Origin of the sequence: Enterobacter cloacae complex sp. P18RS (assembly GCF_014982105.1) — a bacterium.
GTDB lineage: Bacteria > Pseudomonadota > Gammaproteobacteria > Enterobacterales > Enterobacteriaceae > Enterobacter > Enterobacter hormaechei_C.
Window position 1 is genome coordinate 188,260 of the sequence record NZ_JADCKV010000002.1, and the last position, 13,890, is coordinate 202,149.

Genomic DNA, 13,890 nt, shown 5'->3' on the forward strand with positions numbered 1-13,890 from the left:
AGCTTGCCTCGTGTCAGGCGCAGGGCTGCTCTTATCCGGCCAGAGCCAGCACCGCGCGGGCTGTCGTCTCTTCCGTCACCAGGCCATTAATACGGCGACCTTTCAGTGCGGCATAAATCGCATCGGCTTTCTCTTCCCCTCCGGCCACGCCTACGATGGTGGGCAGCTGCGCCAGTTCATCGAGCGTGACGCCCAGTAATTCTTTGTGGATCTCCAGCTCCTCAACGCATTCCCCTTCGGCATTAAGGAAATAGCCAAGGATATCGCCCACCGCGCCTTTACGGGCGTACATCAGCTGTTCACCTTCGCTGATATAGCCGGAGCGCAGTATCGTCGCGTCACGGCGCTGGTTTACCGAGCCAATCCCGACCACCGCCACGTCAGCCGCGGTGGCGGCGAGGATCACGTCCCGCACGCTGGTTTCGCGCTTTAAGATCCCGGCGACTTCAGCGGATGACACGCGAAGCGGGGCGGGGATCATGCTGACGCTACAGGCCGCATCCAGCTGGCCGATACCGGTCATATACGGCCCGACGCCGCCGGAGAGCGTCACCAGGCGGATCTGCTGCGAGCTGATAAAACCGCTTAAGTGTTGCAGACTGCTCATGGTGGTTTCACCGAAGCCCACCGCTAACAGCTGGCCGGGTTGCAGTACGCCCATCAGCGACTGTGCCGCGCCAATGCCCAGCCGCACGTTCATCGGCGGCGTATTCAGGGCGGGCATCACGCGCACCAGCTTCAGGCCAAATCGTTGTTGCAGCTCGGTTTCCAGCGCCAGGCAGCCCTCGTAGCGGGAGTTGATCTGCACGCGGATCACCCCGGACTGACGGCCTTTCTCCAGCAGGCGGGAGATCTTCAGACGCGGCAGCCCGAGCCGTTCGCCGATGTCGTTCTGGGTCAGCCCGTCGTGGTAGTAGCACCAGGCCACGCGCGCCACCAGCTCCTCTTCCGCCAGTGCCAGCCCGGCAAACCGTCCTTCTTCCGCAGTGCGTTTATCGCTCATAATTGAACTCTTATAAAAATTTAGATCATATGTTCGTGATGGTGCGACGTGAAAATGTGAGCCACGCGACAAAACGGATCTTTTCGATCGTTTCCGCTTTATCTGAATCTCAATCGATAAAACTGTGATCCCTGCACGGTTGTAAATATAGTTCACCGTCTACGCTTTTGAACATTATTAAATCTAAAAATCATTTGTTCAATAGCGGAGCGATGATGACACCACTTCTCGACGCGCGTGATATCAGCAAGCAGTTTTCAGGCGTACCGGTCTTAAAAGGCATTGATTTCACACTGCTTGCGGGGCAGGTGCATGCGCTGATGGGCGGTAACGGCGCGGGAAAATCGACGCTGATGAAGATCATCGCCGGGGTAGAAACCCCGGATAGCGGTGAACTTTCGGTGGCGGGTGAGTCTTTTGCACGGCTTACCCCGGCGCAGGCGCACAGGTTAGGCATTTATCTGGTGCCGCAGGAGCCGCTGCTATTTCCCAACCTGACGGTGCGGGAAAACATCCTGTTTCGTCTGCCGCGAGAGCGCGATCGGGAAAAACGCCTGGCGGAAAAACTCCGGCAGCTGCAATGCCAGCTTAACCTCGACGCTACCGCCAGCACCCTCGAGGTGGCGGACCAGCAGATGGTGGAGATCCTGCGCGGGCTGATGCGCAACGCCAGAATTCTGATCCTTGATGAACCCACGGCCTCGCTGACGCCCGGTGAAACCGAACGGCTGTTTCGCCAGATCCGTGCCTTGCAGGATCTTGGCGTCGGGATTGTTTTTATCTCGCATAAGCTGCCGGAGATTCGACAGCTGGCGAGTCACGTCTCAGTGATGCGCGACGGCGCGGTGGTGCTCAGCGGCGAAACTGCGCATTTTGACGATAACGCCCTGATCGCCGCCATGACGCCTGTAAGCCGGGAAGCATCCCTGAGCGATACGCAAAAGCTGTGGTTGGCGCTGCCGGGCAACCGCCGCACCCAGGCGCAGGATTTTCCCGTGCTGCGCGTGGAAGCGCTCACCGGGGAGGGCTTTATCGATCTCAGCCTTGAGATTTACGCCGGGGAGATCGTTGGTCTGGCCGGGCTGGTGGGGTCCGGGCGCACCGAGTTTGCCGAAACGCTCTACGGCCTGCGTCCGGTTCGCGGCGGGCGGGTGTGGCTGGAGAGCCAGGAGATCACCGCCGATCCGGTCAGTTCACGCCTGCAAAAAGGGCTGGTCTATCTGCCGGAAGACAGGCAGGTGTCCGGCCTGTTTCTCGACGCGCCGATCCGCTGGAACACCGTGGCGCTGAACGAGCCGTCGCTCTGGCAGCAGCGAAAGCGGGAGTCTGCGGTAGTGGAACGCTATCACCGGGCGCTGGGGATCAAGCTCAACCATGCGGATCAAACCGTGCGCACGCTCTCCGGTGGTAATCAGCAGAAGGTGCTGCTGGCGCGCTGTCTTGAGGCCAACCCGCTGCTGCTGATCGTCGATGAACCGACGCGCGGCGTGGACGTATCGGCGCGCGCTGATATTTATCAGCTGCTGAAAAGCGTGGCGGCGCAGAACGTGGCGGTGCTGATGATCTCAAGCGATCTCGATGAGTTTCCCGGCCTCGCGGATCGGGTGCTGGTAATGCATCAGGGCGTGCTCAGCGGCGAGCTGCCGCGCCACGCCGTCAGCCTCGACCGGATGATGGCGCTGGCGTTTGGAGGGCAATCATGAAGATCTTACTGAAAAACCGCGAGCTGAGCGCGTTTCTCTCCATTCTGGCGCTGTTCGCCGTGCTGGTGGCGCTGAACCCGTCCTACCTGAGCTTACAGACGCTGGGGATGATCTTCGCCAGCTCGCAGATCTTGATCCTGCTGGCTATCGGCGCGGCGCTGGTGATGCTGACCCGCAATATTGACGTCTCCGTCGGCTCCACCGTCGGGCTTTCGGCGATCGCCGTCGGCGTGGCGCTGAACAGCGGCTACAGCCTGCCCGTTTCCATTCTCTTCGCGCTGTCGATTGGCGCGCTGGCGGGGGCGTTCAACGGTTATCTGGTGGTGGGCCTGCGCATTCCGGCGATTGTCGCCACCCTCGGCACGCTGGGGCTGTATCGTGGGGCGATGCTGCTGTGGACCGGCGGGAAGTGGATAGAAGGGCTGCCGCCGGGGCTGAAATCTCTCTCTGAGCCCGCCGCCGTCGGCATTTCGCCGCTCGGCATGCTGGTGTTGATTATCGCGGCCATCGGCGCGTGGACGCTGTCGCGCACCGCCTTTGGACGTGATTTTTACGCCGTGGGGGATAACCTCGCCGCCGCGCGCCAGCTGGGCGTGGCGGTGAACCGCACCCGCATGATCGCCTTTACCCTCAACGGCATGCTGGCGGCCTGCGCCGGGATTGTGTTTGCCGCGCAGATTGGCTTTGTGCCCAACCAGACCGGCAGCGGGCTGGAGATGAAAGCCATCGCCGCCTGCGTGCTCGGTGGCATTTCACTGCTGGGCGGCACGGGCACGCTGATCGGTGCTCTGCTGGGAGCATTCTTCCTCACCCAAATCGATACCGTGCTGGTGCTGTTCCGGCTCCCGGCCTGGTGGAACGACTTTATCGCCGGGCTGGTGCTGCTGGGTGTGCTGGTGCTCGACGGGCGGCTGCGTCAGGCGCTCTCACGGCATCAGCGGGCGCTGAAATACAGCCGTTTCCAGCCGGGTAACAAAGGGGGAAAGCACGTTACCCCGTTTCCCAAACGCAAAAAAGAGGTGGCGTAAATGAGGCTTAACTGGGAAAGCGCGCTGCTGATTTTACTGGTGCTGGAGATCCTGCTCTTCGGCGCCATCAACCCGCGCATGCTTGATATCAACATGCTGCTGTTCAGCACCAGCGACTTTATCTGCATTGGCATCGTGGCGCTGCCGCTTACGCTTGTGATTATCAGCGGCGGGATCGATATTTCCCTCGGCTCAACCATCGGCCTGTGCGCCATCGCGCTGGGGGTGATGATGCAGGCAGGGTGGCCGATGGCGGTTGCCATCCCTCTGACGCTGCTGCTCGGCCTGCTGTGCGGGCTGGTGAATGCGGCGCTAATCCACTACACCGGCATCAGCCCGTTGGTCATTACCCTCGGCACGCTCTACCTCTACGGCGGCGGGGCGCTGCTGCTCTCCGGCATGGCGGGGGCGACGGGCTACGAGGGGATCGGCGGCTTCCCGGACAGCTTTACCACCTTCGCTAACCTCACGGTGGTGGGCCTGCCGATCCCGCTGGTGCTGTTCGCGGTGATTACCGCTTTCTTCTGGCTGATTACCCACCGCGGGCGCTTTGGTCGGCATCTGTTTTTAATCGGCCAGAATCCGCGTGCGGCGCGCTATGCGGCGCTGTCGGTGAACGGCATGCCGTACGCGCTGTACGGCCTGGTGGGGGTAGCCTCGGCGGTTGCCGCGCTGGTGATGGTTTCCTATTTCGGTTCCGCGCGCTCGGATCTGGGGCGCGATTTACTCATGCCCGCGCTCACCGCCGCCGTACTCGGCGGGGCAAATATCTACGGCGGGTCAGGTTCGGTTGTCGGTACGGCGCTGGCGGCGCTGCTGGTGGGGTACCTGCAACAGGGTTTACAGATGGTCGGCATCCCCAACCAGGTGTCGAGCGCGCTGTCAGGGGCGCTGCTGGTTGTGGTGGTGATGGGACGTTCGCTGAGTCTGCACCGCGAATGGGTGCGTTCTCTCTTCAGAAAACTATCCGGAGCGTAAGATGAAAACAAAACTATTCGTCCTGGCAATGGCCCTCAGCTTCGCTTCGGCGCAGGCGGCGGACCGCATTGCCTTTATCCCGAAACTGGTAGGCGTGGGCTTCTTCACCAGCGGCGGCAACGGCGCGAAAGAGGCGGGGAAAGATCTCGGCGTGGACGTGACCTACGACGGCCCGACCGAGCCGAGCGTCTCCGGCCAGGTGCAGCTGATCAATAACTTCGTCAACCAGGGCTATAACGCCATCATCGTCTCTGCCGTGTCGCCGGACGGTCTCTGCCCGGCGCTGAAGCGCGCGATGCAGCGCGGCGTGAAGGTCCTGACCTGGGACTCCGACACCAAACCGGAGTGCCGCAGCATCTATATCAACCAGGGCACGCCGGAACAGCTCGGCAGTCTGCTGGTGGACATGGCGGGCAAGCAGGTCACCAAACCGAACGCGAAAGTGGCGTTCTTCTACTCCAGCCCGACCGTTACCGACCAGAACCAGTGGGTGAAAGAGGCGAAGGCCAAAATCGAGAAAGATCATCCTCAGTGGCAGGTCGTCACCACCCAGTTTGGCTATAACGACGCCACCAAATCTCTGCAAACCGCCGAAGGGATCTTAAAAGCCTATCCGGATCTGGATGCGATCATCGCCCCGGACGCCAACGCCCTGCCAGCTGCGGCACAGGCGGCGGAAAACCTGAAACGGGAAGGGGTGGCGATTGTCGGCTTCAGCACGCCGAACGTGATGCGCCCGTACGTTGAGCGCGGCACGGTGAAAGCCTTCGGCCTGTGGGATGTGGTGCAACAGGGCAAAATTGCGGTCAATGTCGCCGATCGTTTACTGAAAAAAGGCGATCTTAACCCTGGCGACAGCGTCGACGTGAAAGATATCGGGACGCTGAAGGTCGAGCCGAACAGCGTGCAGGGCTACCAGTATGAGGCGAAGGGCAACGGCATCGTGCTGCTGCCGGAGCGGGTGGTGTTCACCAAAGAGAACATCAACAAATACGATTTCTGACGGGGGAGCAAATGGCTGATTTAGACGACATCAAAGACGGCAAGGATTTTGGCATCGGCACGCCGCAGCAGAATGTGCCGTACACCCTGAAGGGCTGCGGCTCGCTGGACTGGGGAATGCAGTCGAGGCTTGCGCGCATCTTCAACCCACAGAGCAACCGCACGGTGATGCTGGCCTTTGACCACGGCTACTTTCAGGGGCCGACCACCGGCCTTGAGCGTATCGATCTCTCCATCGCGCCGCTGTTTGGTGAAACCGACGTGCTGATGTGCACCCGCGGCATCCTCAGGAGCCAGGTGCCAGCCGCCACGAACAAACCGGTGGTGCTGCGCGCCTCCGGCGGTAACTCGATTCTGGGCGAGCTGTCCAACGAGTGCGTGGCGGTGGCGATGGAGGACGCGCTGCGCCTGAACGTCTGCGCGGTGGCGGCGCAGGTGTATATCGGAAGCCCGTTTGAGCATCAGTCGATCAACAACATCATCAAGCTGGTGGATGCGGGGGCGCGCTACGGCATGCCGACGCTGGCGGTGACGGGCGTCGGGAAAGAGATGGCGCGTGACGCGCGCTATTTCTCGCTTGCCAGCCGCATCGCCGCCGAAATGGGAGCGCAGTTCGTCAAAACCTACTACGTGGACGAGGGCTTTGAAAAAGTGACCGCCAGCTGCCCGGTGCCGATTGTTATCGCCGGGGGCAAAAAGCTGCCGGAGCACGAGGCGCTGGAGATGTGCTGGCGGGCGATTGACCAGGGCGCATCCGGCGTGGACATGGGGCGCAACATCTTCCAGTCCAGCGCGCCGCTCGCCATGCTGAAGGCGGTAAAAAAAGTGGTTCACGAGAACTGGAATGCACGCGATGCGTTCCAGTTCTGGCAGGAAGAGAAACAGGGAGAAGCAAAATGAACGTGACGCTGGTGGAGATTAATATTAAACCCGAGCGGGTAGACGAGTTTCTGGAGGTATTTCGCGCCAACCACGAGGGGGCCATCAAGGAGCCGGGAAACCTGCGCTTTGATGTCTTGCAGGACCCGCGGGTGAAAACCCGCTTCTTTATCTACGAAGCCTATAAGGACGAAGCGGCGGTGCTGGCGCATAAGCAAACGCCACACTATCTGGCGTGCGTGGATAAGCTTGAAGAGCTGATGTCAGAGCCGCGCAAAAAACGCTGTTTTGTGGGGTTGTTGCCGGAGTAGCGGCTTTGCCCGGTGGCGCTGCGCTTACCGGGCCTACGGGGGATGGTGCGGTGTTTGCCCGGTGGCGCTGCGCTTACCGGGCCTACATATGCAGTATTTGTAGGCCGGGTAAGCGAAGCGCCACCCGGCGTTGTTCACGCCAGCTCCAGCAACTGAACACGCGCCGTCGCGCCCGGCATCAGCTTTTGCAGATTGCTCACCAGCTCATCGCCAGCTTCCTGTAATGCCGCCAGCGGCATCGACGGCAGGCTTTCGAGAATAAACCACATGGATTTCGCCTGGCTGTCCAGACGCGTGCGTACCCCCTGTCGCCAGTTCCAGCGGCGGCAGGTGACGCCGAGATCGTCACGCCAGATAACTTCGCCTGGCTCCGGATTTTCTACAACCGGCTCACCTTCTTTAAAGGTATCAAACGGCTCGCTGCCGTCGGCCAGCGTCAGGCGCGGCGCTCCCGAGTAAGCCGCCAGATTTTCTCCCCCTACCGGAATAGCGTAGCGGATACTGATGGCATTATAGATATCCACCACCGGGTCGAGCGGCGGCAGCGAACCGTCTCTCATCACGCGCTTGCGCAGGGCCGAGGCCGAGCAGGGCGTACGTTTGGGTTTTGCACCAAAGGCTTTAAACACCTCATCCCAGGCGGCGAGATGATTTTCTGCCCAGGGCACATCATCATTGAGCATCTGCTGGCAGGCCTGCGCCAGCGCAGCGGGCGCAACCTCCGGTTGGGTAATCGGGGCAGCTTCAACCAGAATGCTCAGCGCCCGAAAGCCGGGCGCGATCCCGACAAGTCGCGAATCTATTGACGGTGTTAGAAGAGACATAAATAATCCTGTATTGACTGTTTTATACCATGGTAGTGACCAATGACTGATAAAGTCAATATAATGACCGATGCGGGCGCCGATGTTGTCCAGGTAAGCCTGGCCGTGGCGAACCGTATCCGCAGCTGGCGGAAAGAGAAAAAGCTGTCGCTGGACGAGCTTTCCCGCCGCGCCAGCGTCAGCAAAGGCATGCTGGTGGAGATCGAAAAAGGGGCTGCCAACCCCAGCATTGCCATTCTGTGCAAACTGGCCGCCGCGCTTGGCGTCTCGGTGGCAGACATCGTTAACGTCTCCAGCGAGCCGCAGATACACATTATTCAGGAAGAGGCGATCCCGGTTCTGTGGCAGGGCGCACAGGGCGGTTATGCCAGATTGCTGGCAGGCACCGCAGGCCCCGACATGATTGAGCTGTGGCAGTGGGAGATGCATCCGGGAGAGACTTTCACCTCTCCGGGACATCCGGCGGGAACGTTTGAGCTGCTGCACGTGAACGAAGGCGTATTAACCCTGACGGTGGACGAGACGGTGGTACAGGTTAATGCTGGCGCGTCGGCGGTAGCGAAAACGGAAGCGGCGCACGGCTATGGCAATGAGGGAGAAAAAGTGCTGCGCTTTACCATGACGGTAGCGGAGTTTCACCGCTAGTGTCGGTCCGCTGCCAGGATACCCCCGCGAGCAATTATTTCACCGTGCGGGCGATCGAGGGCAATATCCGCCCCTCGTCGCTCAGCGACTGCCAGGTGAGCTGGCACCTGGCAGTCCCTTTACACCAGTCCGTTCGTCGCTGGCTCAGAGGGGCGACAACGCCGGCGTTATCCACCCGCGTTCCGTTAACGGAAAGCTGATACAGCGTAACGTAATAAGGCGACGGGTTTTCAACCGTCAGCCCGTCGGCGGTCAGCTGCCAGCGTAGCTGACGATAGGCCAGCGCCGGTTCGCCCTGAATCCCCTCCGGGCGATAGATAAACTTCATGCTGGAACGTACCGCCATCTGAACGTTATCGCTGTGACGCTGGCTGGCCGGAATGGAGGCAATGCTTAGCGTGAAAAGCGTTTCGCGATCGGCAGGAAGCGGCGCATCGGCGCGAAACAGACGGATCTTATTCTCACGTCCGGGCTGGAGTGCAAAAAGTGGCGGCGTCGCGGTAAACCACGCGGTGGCCGCTTCGGGGGGCTGCTGCGCCCCCGGCCATCGGCCGCCGCGATAAATTTTTGTGCCAATCAGATACGGCAGCGAGGACTTATTGCGCACGGTGACGCTGATAGCGCGCTGATCCTGAGGATAAACAAACCGCGTGCCGCCAATCACCACCCCGGCCTGAGCAGGCAAGAGCCAGAAAGACGCGGCGGTCAGCAGGGCTATCCCCGCTTTTTTCAGCAGGCTGGCCTCACGCATAGGTCAGCACAAAGGTGGCGGCAGCGTTAGCCACCCCCGGCGTAACGGCGTTCGTCACGGCGAGGTAGCGGGCGTAAAAATGCAGCGCCAGGGTGGTCTGGTCATTGCTTAGCGCGAACGGCAGGCTTTCATCCCCCATGGCGATCAGCGATTTATCAGGATTATAGAGGCCGATAGCCACGCCGGTTGCATAGTCCGGCCCGCCGGTCAGGGCCAGCAGATCGCTATTGTTACCGTCCGGCGTGCCTTCAAAATGGGTGCTGACGGCGGATAACCCGGCGCCGCAGGCTTCAAGGTTAATAGTGAACGGCTCATAGGGCGTTTCGTTTTTTTGCCCGGCCAGCTGGCGGGCCGCCACATCATGCATCTCCACTACCAGCTGTTCCGAGCCGGGGGAGACAATACAGGTTTTGCCTTTCACCACGCCGGTAATATAGACCGTGCCGTCATGGGCGAGCGTCTTGCCTGACAACAGCAGCGCGCAACAGATAAATAACCTGTTCAGGATCGTCATTCTGTCTCCTTACTGGTAAAGCAGATCGAAATACATCACGGCGGTGGCGTTGCCGGTGGTGACCGTCGGCAGCGTAGATTTATAGCGCAGGAAGAAGGTCAGCGTGTTATCGCCCGGCAGCAGGGGATATAGCGGCGACTCGGTATTATTGATCGGGACAGACGCCCGCGCGCTGTCGAGCAGCTCGACTGCCAGTCCGGTCGCCATCATGTGCTGCGTCCCTTTTCCCGTATCTGAGAGGGCAAGCAGCGTGGGATCGTTGGCGTCCGCGTCGCCGGTAAACCAGACGGTCGTGCCGCCGATTGCGCGGGTGCAGTTTTTGAGCGTGATGGCAAACTGCTTTTCCGGTGTCGTGGCGCCCACGCGCGGAAATTCCTCTATCGTAAATTCACCCAGGTCGATCGTTTGCTCTGCGCTGTTAGTATCGACGTTACAGGATTCCCCAACGATGGTGCCGATAAACTGCACGTTAAAGCTTGTGTCGTCAGCCTTCACCAGCGGCGGGTTTAACAGGGCCACGCTCAGCCATACGGTGTTTTTCCATGAAATGGTCATTACGCTTCCTCAGGCGAAATCAATGCGTAACAGCGCCAGCGCCCTGAAGACGCCCAGCTCTGGCGACTGCCCGGTGGTGCTGATGGGGTAGGCTTGCAGCGTCACGTCCGCGCGTCCTGACATATCCGTGGTAAAGGGGACGCTGCTTGAGAACACGTTTGGCCGCAGGATCTCGCCCTGCGGGCTGGTCACGACGACGGCCACGTCCGGGTTATCCGTCGCCAGCGCGTTGGCGAAACGAGCGTCTGCCGTCCCCTGTACCCGCAGGGTGAGCTGCGCCGGTGAGTTGACATCAGCGTTGCATTCGATCGGCACGGTAAAGGTTTTTGGCGCTACGCTGTCGGGTCGCTGTCCGGCCTGGGTGAAATCGCCGTGGTAGAGTGCCCCAAAATCGACGGTGACGGTTTGCCCGGCGTTAATCACGCAGTTTTGCGGGACGGTTATTACGCCGCTGTAGGTGATCTGATAAACGATTACGGTGGGCCGGTCATTTTCCGTCGTGGTGACATAGACGTTAAACATCAGTTTCGGCGGGATCACGACCGAGCCGATGAACGGCCTGACAATCTGTATTTTGAAGGTCAGATTGCTGTCGTTCACCGGGAAGACGCCGCCCGTATCCACCTCTTCGTGCCCCCCCATGTGGACATACTCCACCGGCGGATAAAAATCGCCGATGGTGGCATCATGGATTTTCATCGCACCGATAATATAATCCGGATCAAGCTGTAAATATTTCCACTCGCCTTCCGTTTTGACCACGGGGAAAGGTGAGATATAGGTACGATAGGTGCGCTTCTCCCAGTTGCCTGGGGGACAGGTGGCGTTGACGTGGATATCCTGGGTTCGGTTCAGCTCTGTACCGTTGCCCTTGATGTTTTGATCCGTGGTGAGCGTGGTGGTCAGATCGTAATTCACCATGGAAATTCCGCCGTTAGCGTTTTTGCACGTTGCGGCCAGGCTGCTCAGCGAAAAAAGTAGCCCAGCGGCAGAGAGAAGCATCATCCTTAATTTCATTTATGAACACTCCATGGTGATCCGCAGCAGCGGCTGTATGCTTTCAGGTAAGTGGTAGTTGGCCGTACAGCGCTTATCCGCCCCTTCTCCCCATTGCGCCTTCAACACTCCCTTTTGGCTCAGGCCGGAGAGGTAGGTTTCGCCTTCTTCGCCTACGATGGTGTCGCTGCCGTTATCGTCGCGGGAAACCATGGCGCCAAACGGCACCGGCTTGCCGTGGTAGCGCAGCGTTACCAGCGCGCGTGCGCCCAGACGGGCGTTAAACGTGGCGCGCACGATGGCGCCGTGGGTCGGCACCACGCTGGTGACGGCATCATCGATATCCATGGCGTCTGAGAGGGAGTTAATGTCCAGCGCCATCCTGTTCAGATGGTAGGCCGAGGCGTAAGGCACCACCGCATAGCCGCGTCCGTCGGTATGGATACCGGGTTCATTCTCGACGCTGACGTCCGCTGCGCCCGGTACGGCAATCAGCACGTTGGTATCACCCAGTGGCTGGCTTAAGGTGATGCCGTTGCGGTGGGCTACCACGCCTCCGCTCAGGCCGTAGGTTACTTCCCGATAATCGCCGTTATCGCTGTAGTTGTAGCCCAGGCTGGCGTTGCCGTAGGCGGCATCGTATTCCAGACTGGCGGAACCTTGCGAGCCAGCCCCCTGGCGGGCATAACCTTCCTGCACGCTGTAGTTAAGGTTGTTCTCCGCCAGCAGCGTGCCGTTAATCCCCGCGTTCTGAGATGTTTCTCCATGTTTATTGGCGCTCATGCCGTAGGTGGCATAGGCGTAGTTCCGCTTCTGGCTGACGTCATTGGCAGGTGAAAGCCACTGGCTAAGCGGGAAGGAAAGGTTAATCGCATAAATCTCATCGCTATCCGACATGCCCGGCGATTTGTTGTAGTTGTAGGTCAGGCTGTATGAGATCCCGGCCCAGGTACCGCTGTATCCCACCTGGACGAGCGTGTTTTTGTCGTCCGTGTGCCAGTAGCTCTGCTGGCTTCCGGTCACGAACAGCGAGCCGAGCCTGCCTAGCTGCTGCGAAATATTGAATTGAAGCTTGCCGCGTTTAGTCCAGTTGAGGTTGTAGTAGTCCAGCCAGTTCGTGGCCTCATTCGCGTCATCCTGCTCCGCATCGCCCGTATAGCCCTGCATATGTGTGTAGGTTGTCTCATCCAGGTTATAGAACCCGGACGTGGAGTAGCGGTAGCCCAGCAGCTGGAAGTTCGTACCCATCTTGTTGAGGGATTTGGCATACAGGAAACGAAGAGACTGCCCCGTATGGCTGGTGTCGTCGGCCAGCGTACTGCGCGCGTGGGTAACGTCGAGAGAGACGGCGCCAAAGTTGCCCATATTGAGGCCAGCGCCAAGAGCCAGCGCGTGATAATCGCCGGAAAGCTGTGAGCCGCCATAGACGGTTACGCCCTGCGGTAGCCCCCAAATCAGCGTGCCCTGGGCAAAATTCACCTCGTCCTGCTGACCGTTATTGCTGCGGTACTGTGCCGCCGTCAGGGCATACTTCACCCGCCCTTCGCGCTGGAGGAGCGGTACGGCGGAGTAAGGAACGGAATAGCGGGAGATACTGCCGTCCGTCTCCTTCACTTCCACCGTGAGGTCGCCGCTGGAGGAGGTTGGGAAGAGATCGTTAATGGCGAAGGCGCCGGGCGGAACGTAGCTCTGGTAAAGACTATAGCCGTTCTGCTTGATGGTGACCTGCGCGTTGCTTTTGGCAATTCCGCGAATTGTGGGCGCAAAGCCTTTCATGCTGTCTGGCAGCATGTTGTCGTCCGAGGCGATCTGCGCGCCGCGAAAGGGAAGGCTGTCGAAAATTTCCGACGAGGTATAGCTATCGCCCACCGTCAGTCTGCCCTTTAGCGGAATCACCGTCCGCTCAAGATAGGTGTTGATATGTTCCCATTCGCTATGGCGGTTCTCGTCGCTGTTATAGTAGTTCCACGTCGAGTAGTCCCGCAGACGCCACGCACCAAGATTCACCCCGCTGTTCAGGCCGAGGAAATAGCTTTTGTGGGTTGTGCCGTTTTCGCTGCGATCGCGGCTGTATGAGCCGCTAAAGTTATAGTTCAGCAGCAGAGCGTTAATACCTTCATCCCACTGCTCTGGCGCGATATAGCCGCGCGCGTTGTTGCGTAATGCGGCCTGCGGAATGCTGATTTCCAGACGCTGCTGTTCGAAATTAAAGAGAGTGGCAGCGGCCGGAATAATGGCGGCAATGTCCACGCAGCTGTCGGCTTTCGCGGCGGCCAGCGCCGGGAATGCCTGAACGTTGACGCCCAGGTTTTCATACGCTTTGGGCGTCAGGCAGGCCATTAGCCCCGTGTCGTCGCCCTGTACGGCTCCGTCCGTTACGGTTCTGGCGATAAAGTTGATATCGCGGGTGGTGACAAATGTTCCATTCAGCCAGAGATCCACGCGATAGACGCCCGGCGCCTGGCCATTTGTTGAAAAACGGGAGAGATCCGCCACGGCGGAAGGATCGCTCGACAAAAATGCCGGGTTAAAAAAATACTCCGCGCGCACGGTGATGGACGAAAGGAGTCCCGCAATCGTCAACGCCAGCGGCGTTAGCGACGCTCTGACGAGCGCGTAAAATCTTCGTGGCTGAACACGCTTCATGTCTTCCCTTACCTGCGAGGCTTTTAATGACAAAACGTCATACGTAACGCCGTAT

Annotated in this window: 14 protein-coding genes; 7 read left to right on the top strand and 7 right to left on the bottom strand. The window is 59.7% G+C overall.

From position 1 onward, the window contains the following. Positions 1–31 precede the first annotated feature (31 nt). On the bottom strand, positions 32–1,003 hold the full coding sequence (lsrR, locus tag INF61_RS01010; RefSeq protein ID WP_015571933.1) for a transcriptional regulator LsrR: 972 nt from the start codon (positions 1,001–1,003) through the stop codon (positions 32–34). Positions 1,004–1,218: 215 nt separating this feature from the next. Between lsrR and lsrA the strand changes: the two genes are divergently transcribed. Genes lsrA through lsrG form a run of 6 tightly spaced genes read left to right on the top strand, consistent with a single transcriptional unit; the run spans position 1,219 to position 6,904 of the window. Further along, entirely contained in the window at positions 1,219–2,706 is a 1,488-nt protein-coding gene (lsrA, locus tag INF61_RS01015; protein ID WP_032669124.1) for an autoinducer 2 ABC transporter ATP-binding protein LsrA, read from the top strand. Then, a complete protein-coding gene (gene lsrC, locus INF61_RS01020) occupies positions 2,703–3,734 on the top strand; it encodes an autoinducer 2 ABC transporter permease LsrC (RefSeq protein ID WP_039269700.1) in 1,032 nt (343 codons plus the stop codon). Before lsrA ends, lsrC begins: the two co-directional genes overlap by 4 nt. After that, positions 3,735–4,712 carry an autoinducer 2 ABC transporter permease LsrD gene (gene lsrD, locus INF61_RS01025; RefSeq protein ID WP_032103364.1) on the top strand — a complete coding sequence of 326 codons (978 nt, stop codon included), beginning with the start codon at positions 3,735–3,737 and terminating at the stop codon, positions 4,710–4,712. 1 nt (position 4,713) lies between these two features. Next, positions 4,714–5,715 carry an autoinducer 2 ABC transporter substrate-binding protein LsrB gene (gene lsrB, locus INF61_RS01030; RefSeq protein ID WP_045348124.1) on the top strand — a complete coding sequence of 334 codons (1,002 nt, stop codon included), beginning with the start codon at positions 4,714–4,716 and terminating at the stop codon, positions 5,713–5,715. Positions 5,716–5,726: 11 nt separating this feature from the next. Then, positions 5,727–6,614 carry a 3-hydroxy-5-phosphonooxypentane-2,4-dione thiolase gene (gene lsrF, locus INF61_RS01035; protein WP_017382415.1) on the top strand — a complete coding sequence of 296 codons (888 nt, stop codon included), beginning with the start codon at positions 5,727–5,729 and terminating at the stop codon, positions 6,612–6,614. Then, on the top strand, positions 6,611–6,904 hold the full coding sequence (gene lsrG, locus INF61_RS01040) for a (4S)-4-hydroxy-5-phosphonooxypentane-2,3-dione isomerase (protein WP_023295476.1): 294 nt from the start codon (positions 6,611–6,613) through the stop codon (positions 6,902–6,904). The genes lsrF and lsrG overlap by 4 nt, the downstream gene beginning before the upstream one ends. 134 nt (positions 6,905–7,038) lie before the next feature. Here lsrG and INF61_RS01045 read toward each other — a convergent pair whose 3' ends face one another. Further along, positions 7,039–7,728, bottom strand: coding sequence for a B3/4 domain-containing protein (locus INF61_RS01045; RefSeq protein WP_047726746.1), 690 nt, complete (start codon positions 7,726–7,728; stop codon positions 7,039–7,041). A gap of 42 nt (positions 7,729–7,770) precedes the next feature. On the opposite strand from INF61_RS01045, the gene INF61_RS01050 reads away from it, so the two are divergent. Continuing rightward, positions 7,771–8,373 carry a helix-turn-helix domain-containing protein gene (locus INF61_RS01050; protein WP_193547452.1) on the top strand — a complete coding sequence of 201 codons (603 nt, stop codon included), beginning with the start codon at positions 7,771–7,773 and terminating at the stop codon, positions 8,371–8,373. A 34-nt stretch (positions 8,374–8,407) separates the two neighbouring features. On the opposite strand, the gene INF61_RS01055 is transcribed toward INF61_RS01050, so the two are convergent. From INF61_RS01055 to INF61_RS01075, 5 genes are read right to left on the bottom strand one after another with little or no spacing between them, the layout of a single operon-like run. Then, positions 8,408–9,124 (bottom strand): fimbria/pilus periplasmic chaperone, encoded by a 717-nt coding sequence (locus tag INF61_RS01055; RefSeq protein WP_193547453.1) that lies wholly within the window; start codon positions 9,122–9,124, stop codon positions 8,408–8,410. Continuing rightward, positions 9,117–9,638: a fimbrial protein gene (locus INF61_RS01060; protein WP_017692635.1), complete on the bottom strand. Its 522-nt coding sequence runs from the start codon at positions 9,636–9,638 to the stop codon at positions 9,117–9,119. Before INF61_RS01060 ends, INF61_RS01055 begins: the two co-directional genes overlap by 8 nt. A 9-nt stretch (positions 9,639–9,647) precedes the next feature. Beyond that, positions 9,648–10,193 (bottom strand): fimbrial protein, encoded by a 546-nt coding sequence (locus INF61_RS01065; RefSeq protein ID WP_193547454.1) that lies wholly within the window; start codon positions 10,191–10,193, stop codon positions 9,648–9,650. 9 nt (positions 10,194–10,202) lie between these two features. Next, the gene (locus tag INF61_RS01070; RefSeq protein ID WP_023295472.1) at positions 10,203–11,210 is read right to left on the bottom strand and encodes a fimbrial protein; all 1,008 of its coding nucleotides are present in this window, start codon (positions 11,208–11,210) and stop codon (positions 10,203–10,205) included. After that, positions 11,211–13,835 carry a fimbrial biogenesis usher protein gene (locus INF61_RS01075; protein ID WP_193547455.1) on the bottom strand — a complete coding sequence of 875 codons (2,625 nt, stop codon included), beginning with the start codon at positions 13,833–13,835 and terminating at the stop codon, positions 11,211–11,213. Between the last annotated feature and the right edge of the window lie 55 nt (positions 13,836–13,890).

What these genes read in the sequence shown, in the direction of transcription:
- lsrR (WP_015571933.1), bottom strand. Translation starts at nt 1,003, where the DNA reads ATGAGCGATAAACGCACTGCGGAAGAAGGACGGTTTGCCGGGCTGGCA.
- lsrA (WP_032669124.1), top strand. Translation starts at nt 1,219, where the DNA reads ATGACACCACTTCTCGACGCGCGTGATATCAGCAAGCAGTTTTCAGGC.
- lsrC (WP_039269700.1), top strand. Translation starts at nt 2,703, where the DNA reads ATGAAGATCTTACTGAAAAACCGCGAGCTGAGCGCGTTTCTCTCCATT.
- lsrD (WP_032103364.1), top strand. Translation starts at nt 3,735, where the DNA reads ATGAGGCTTAACTGGGAAAGCGCGCTGCTGATTTTACTGGTGCTGGAG.
- lsrB (WP_045348124.1), top strand. Translation starts at nt 4,714, where the DNA reads ATGAAAACAAAACTATTCGTCCTGGCAATGGCCCTCAGCTTCGCTTCG.
- lsrF (WP_017382415.1), top strand. Translation starts at nt 5,727, where the DNA reads ATGGCTGATTTAGACGACATCAAAGACGGCAAGGATTTTGGCATCGGC.
- lsrG (WP_023295476.1), top strand. Translation starts at nt 6,611, where the DNA reads ATGAACGTGACGCTGGTGGAGATTAATATTAAACCCGAGCGGGTAGAC.
- INF61_RS01045 (WP_047726746.1), bottom strand. Translation starts at nt 7,728, where the DNA reads ATGTCTCTTCTAACACCGTCAATAGATTCGCGACTTGTCGGGATCGCG.
- INF61_RS01050 (WP_193547452.1), top strand. Translation starts at nt 7,771, where the DNA reads ATGACTGATAAAGTCAATATAATGACCGATGCGGGCGCCGATGTTGTC.
- INF61_RS01055 (WP_193547453.1), bottom strand. Translation starts at nt 9,124, where the DNA reads ATGCGTGAGGCCAGCCTGCTGAAAAAAGCGGGGATAGCCCTGCTGACC.
- INF61_RS01060 (WP_017692635.1), bottom strand. Translation starts at nt 9,638, where the DNA reads ATGACGATCCTGAACAGGTTATTTATCTGTTGCGCGCTGCTGTTGTCA.
- INF61_RS01065 (WP_193547454.1), bottom strand. Translation starts at nt 10,193, where the DNA reads ATGACCATTTCATGGAAAAACACCGTATGGCTGAGCGTGGCCCTGTTA.
- INF61_RS01070 (WP_023295472.1), bottom strand. Translation starts at nt 11,210, where the DNA reads ATGAAATTAAGGATGATGCTTCTCTCTGCCGCTGGGCTACTTTTTTCG.
- INF61_RS01075 (WP_193547455.1), bottom strand. Translation starts at nt 13,835, where the DNA reads ATGAAGCGTGTTCAGCCACGAAGATTTTACGCGCTCGTCAGAGCGTCG.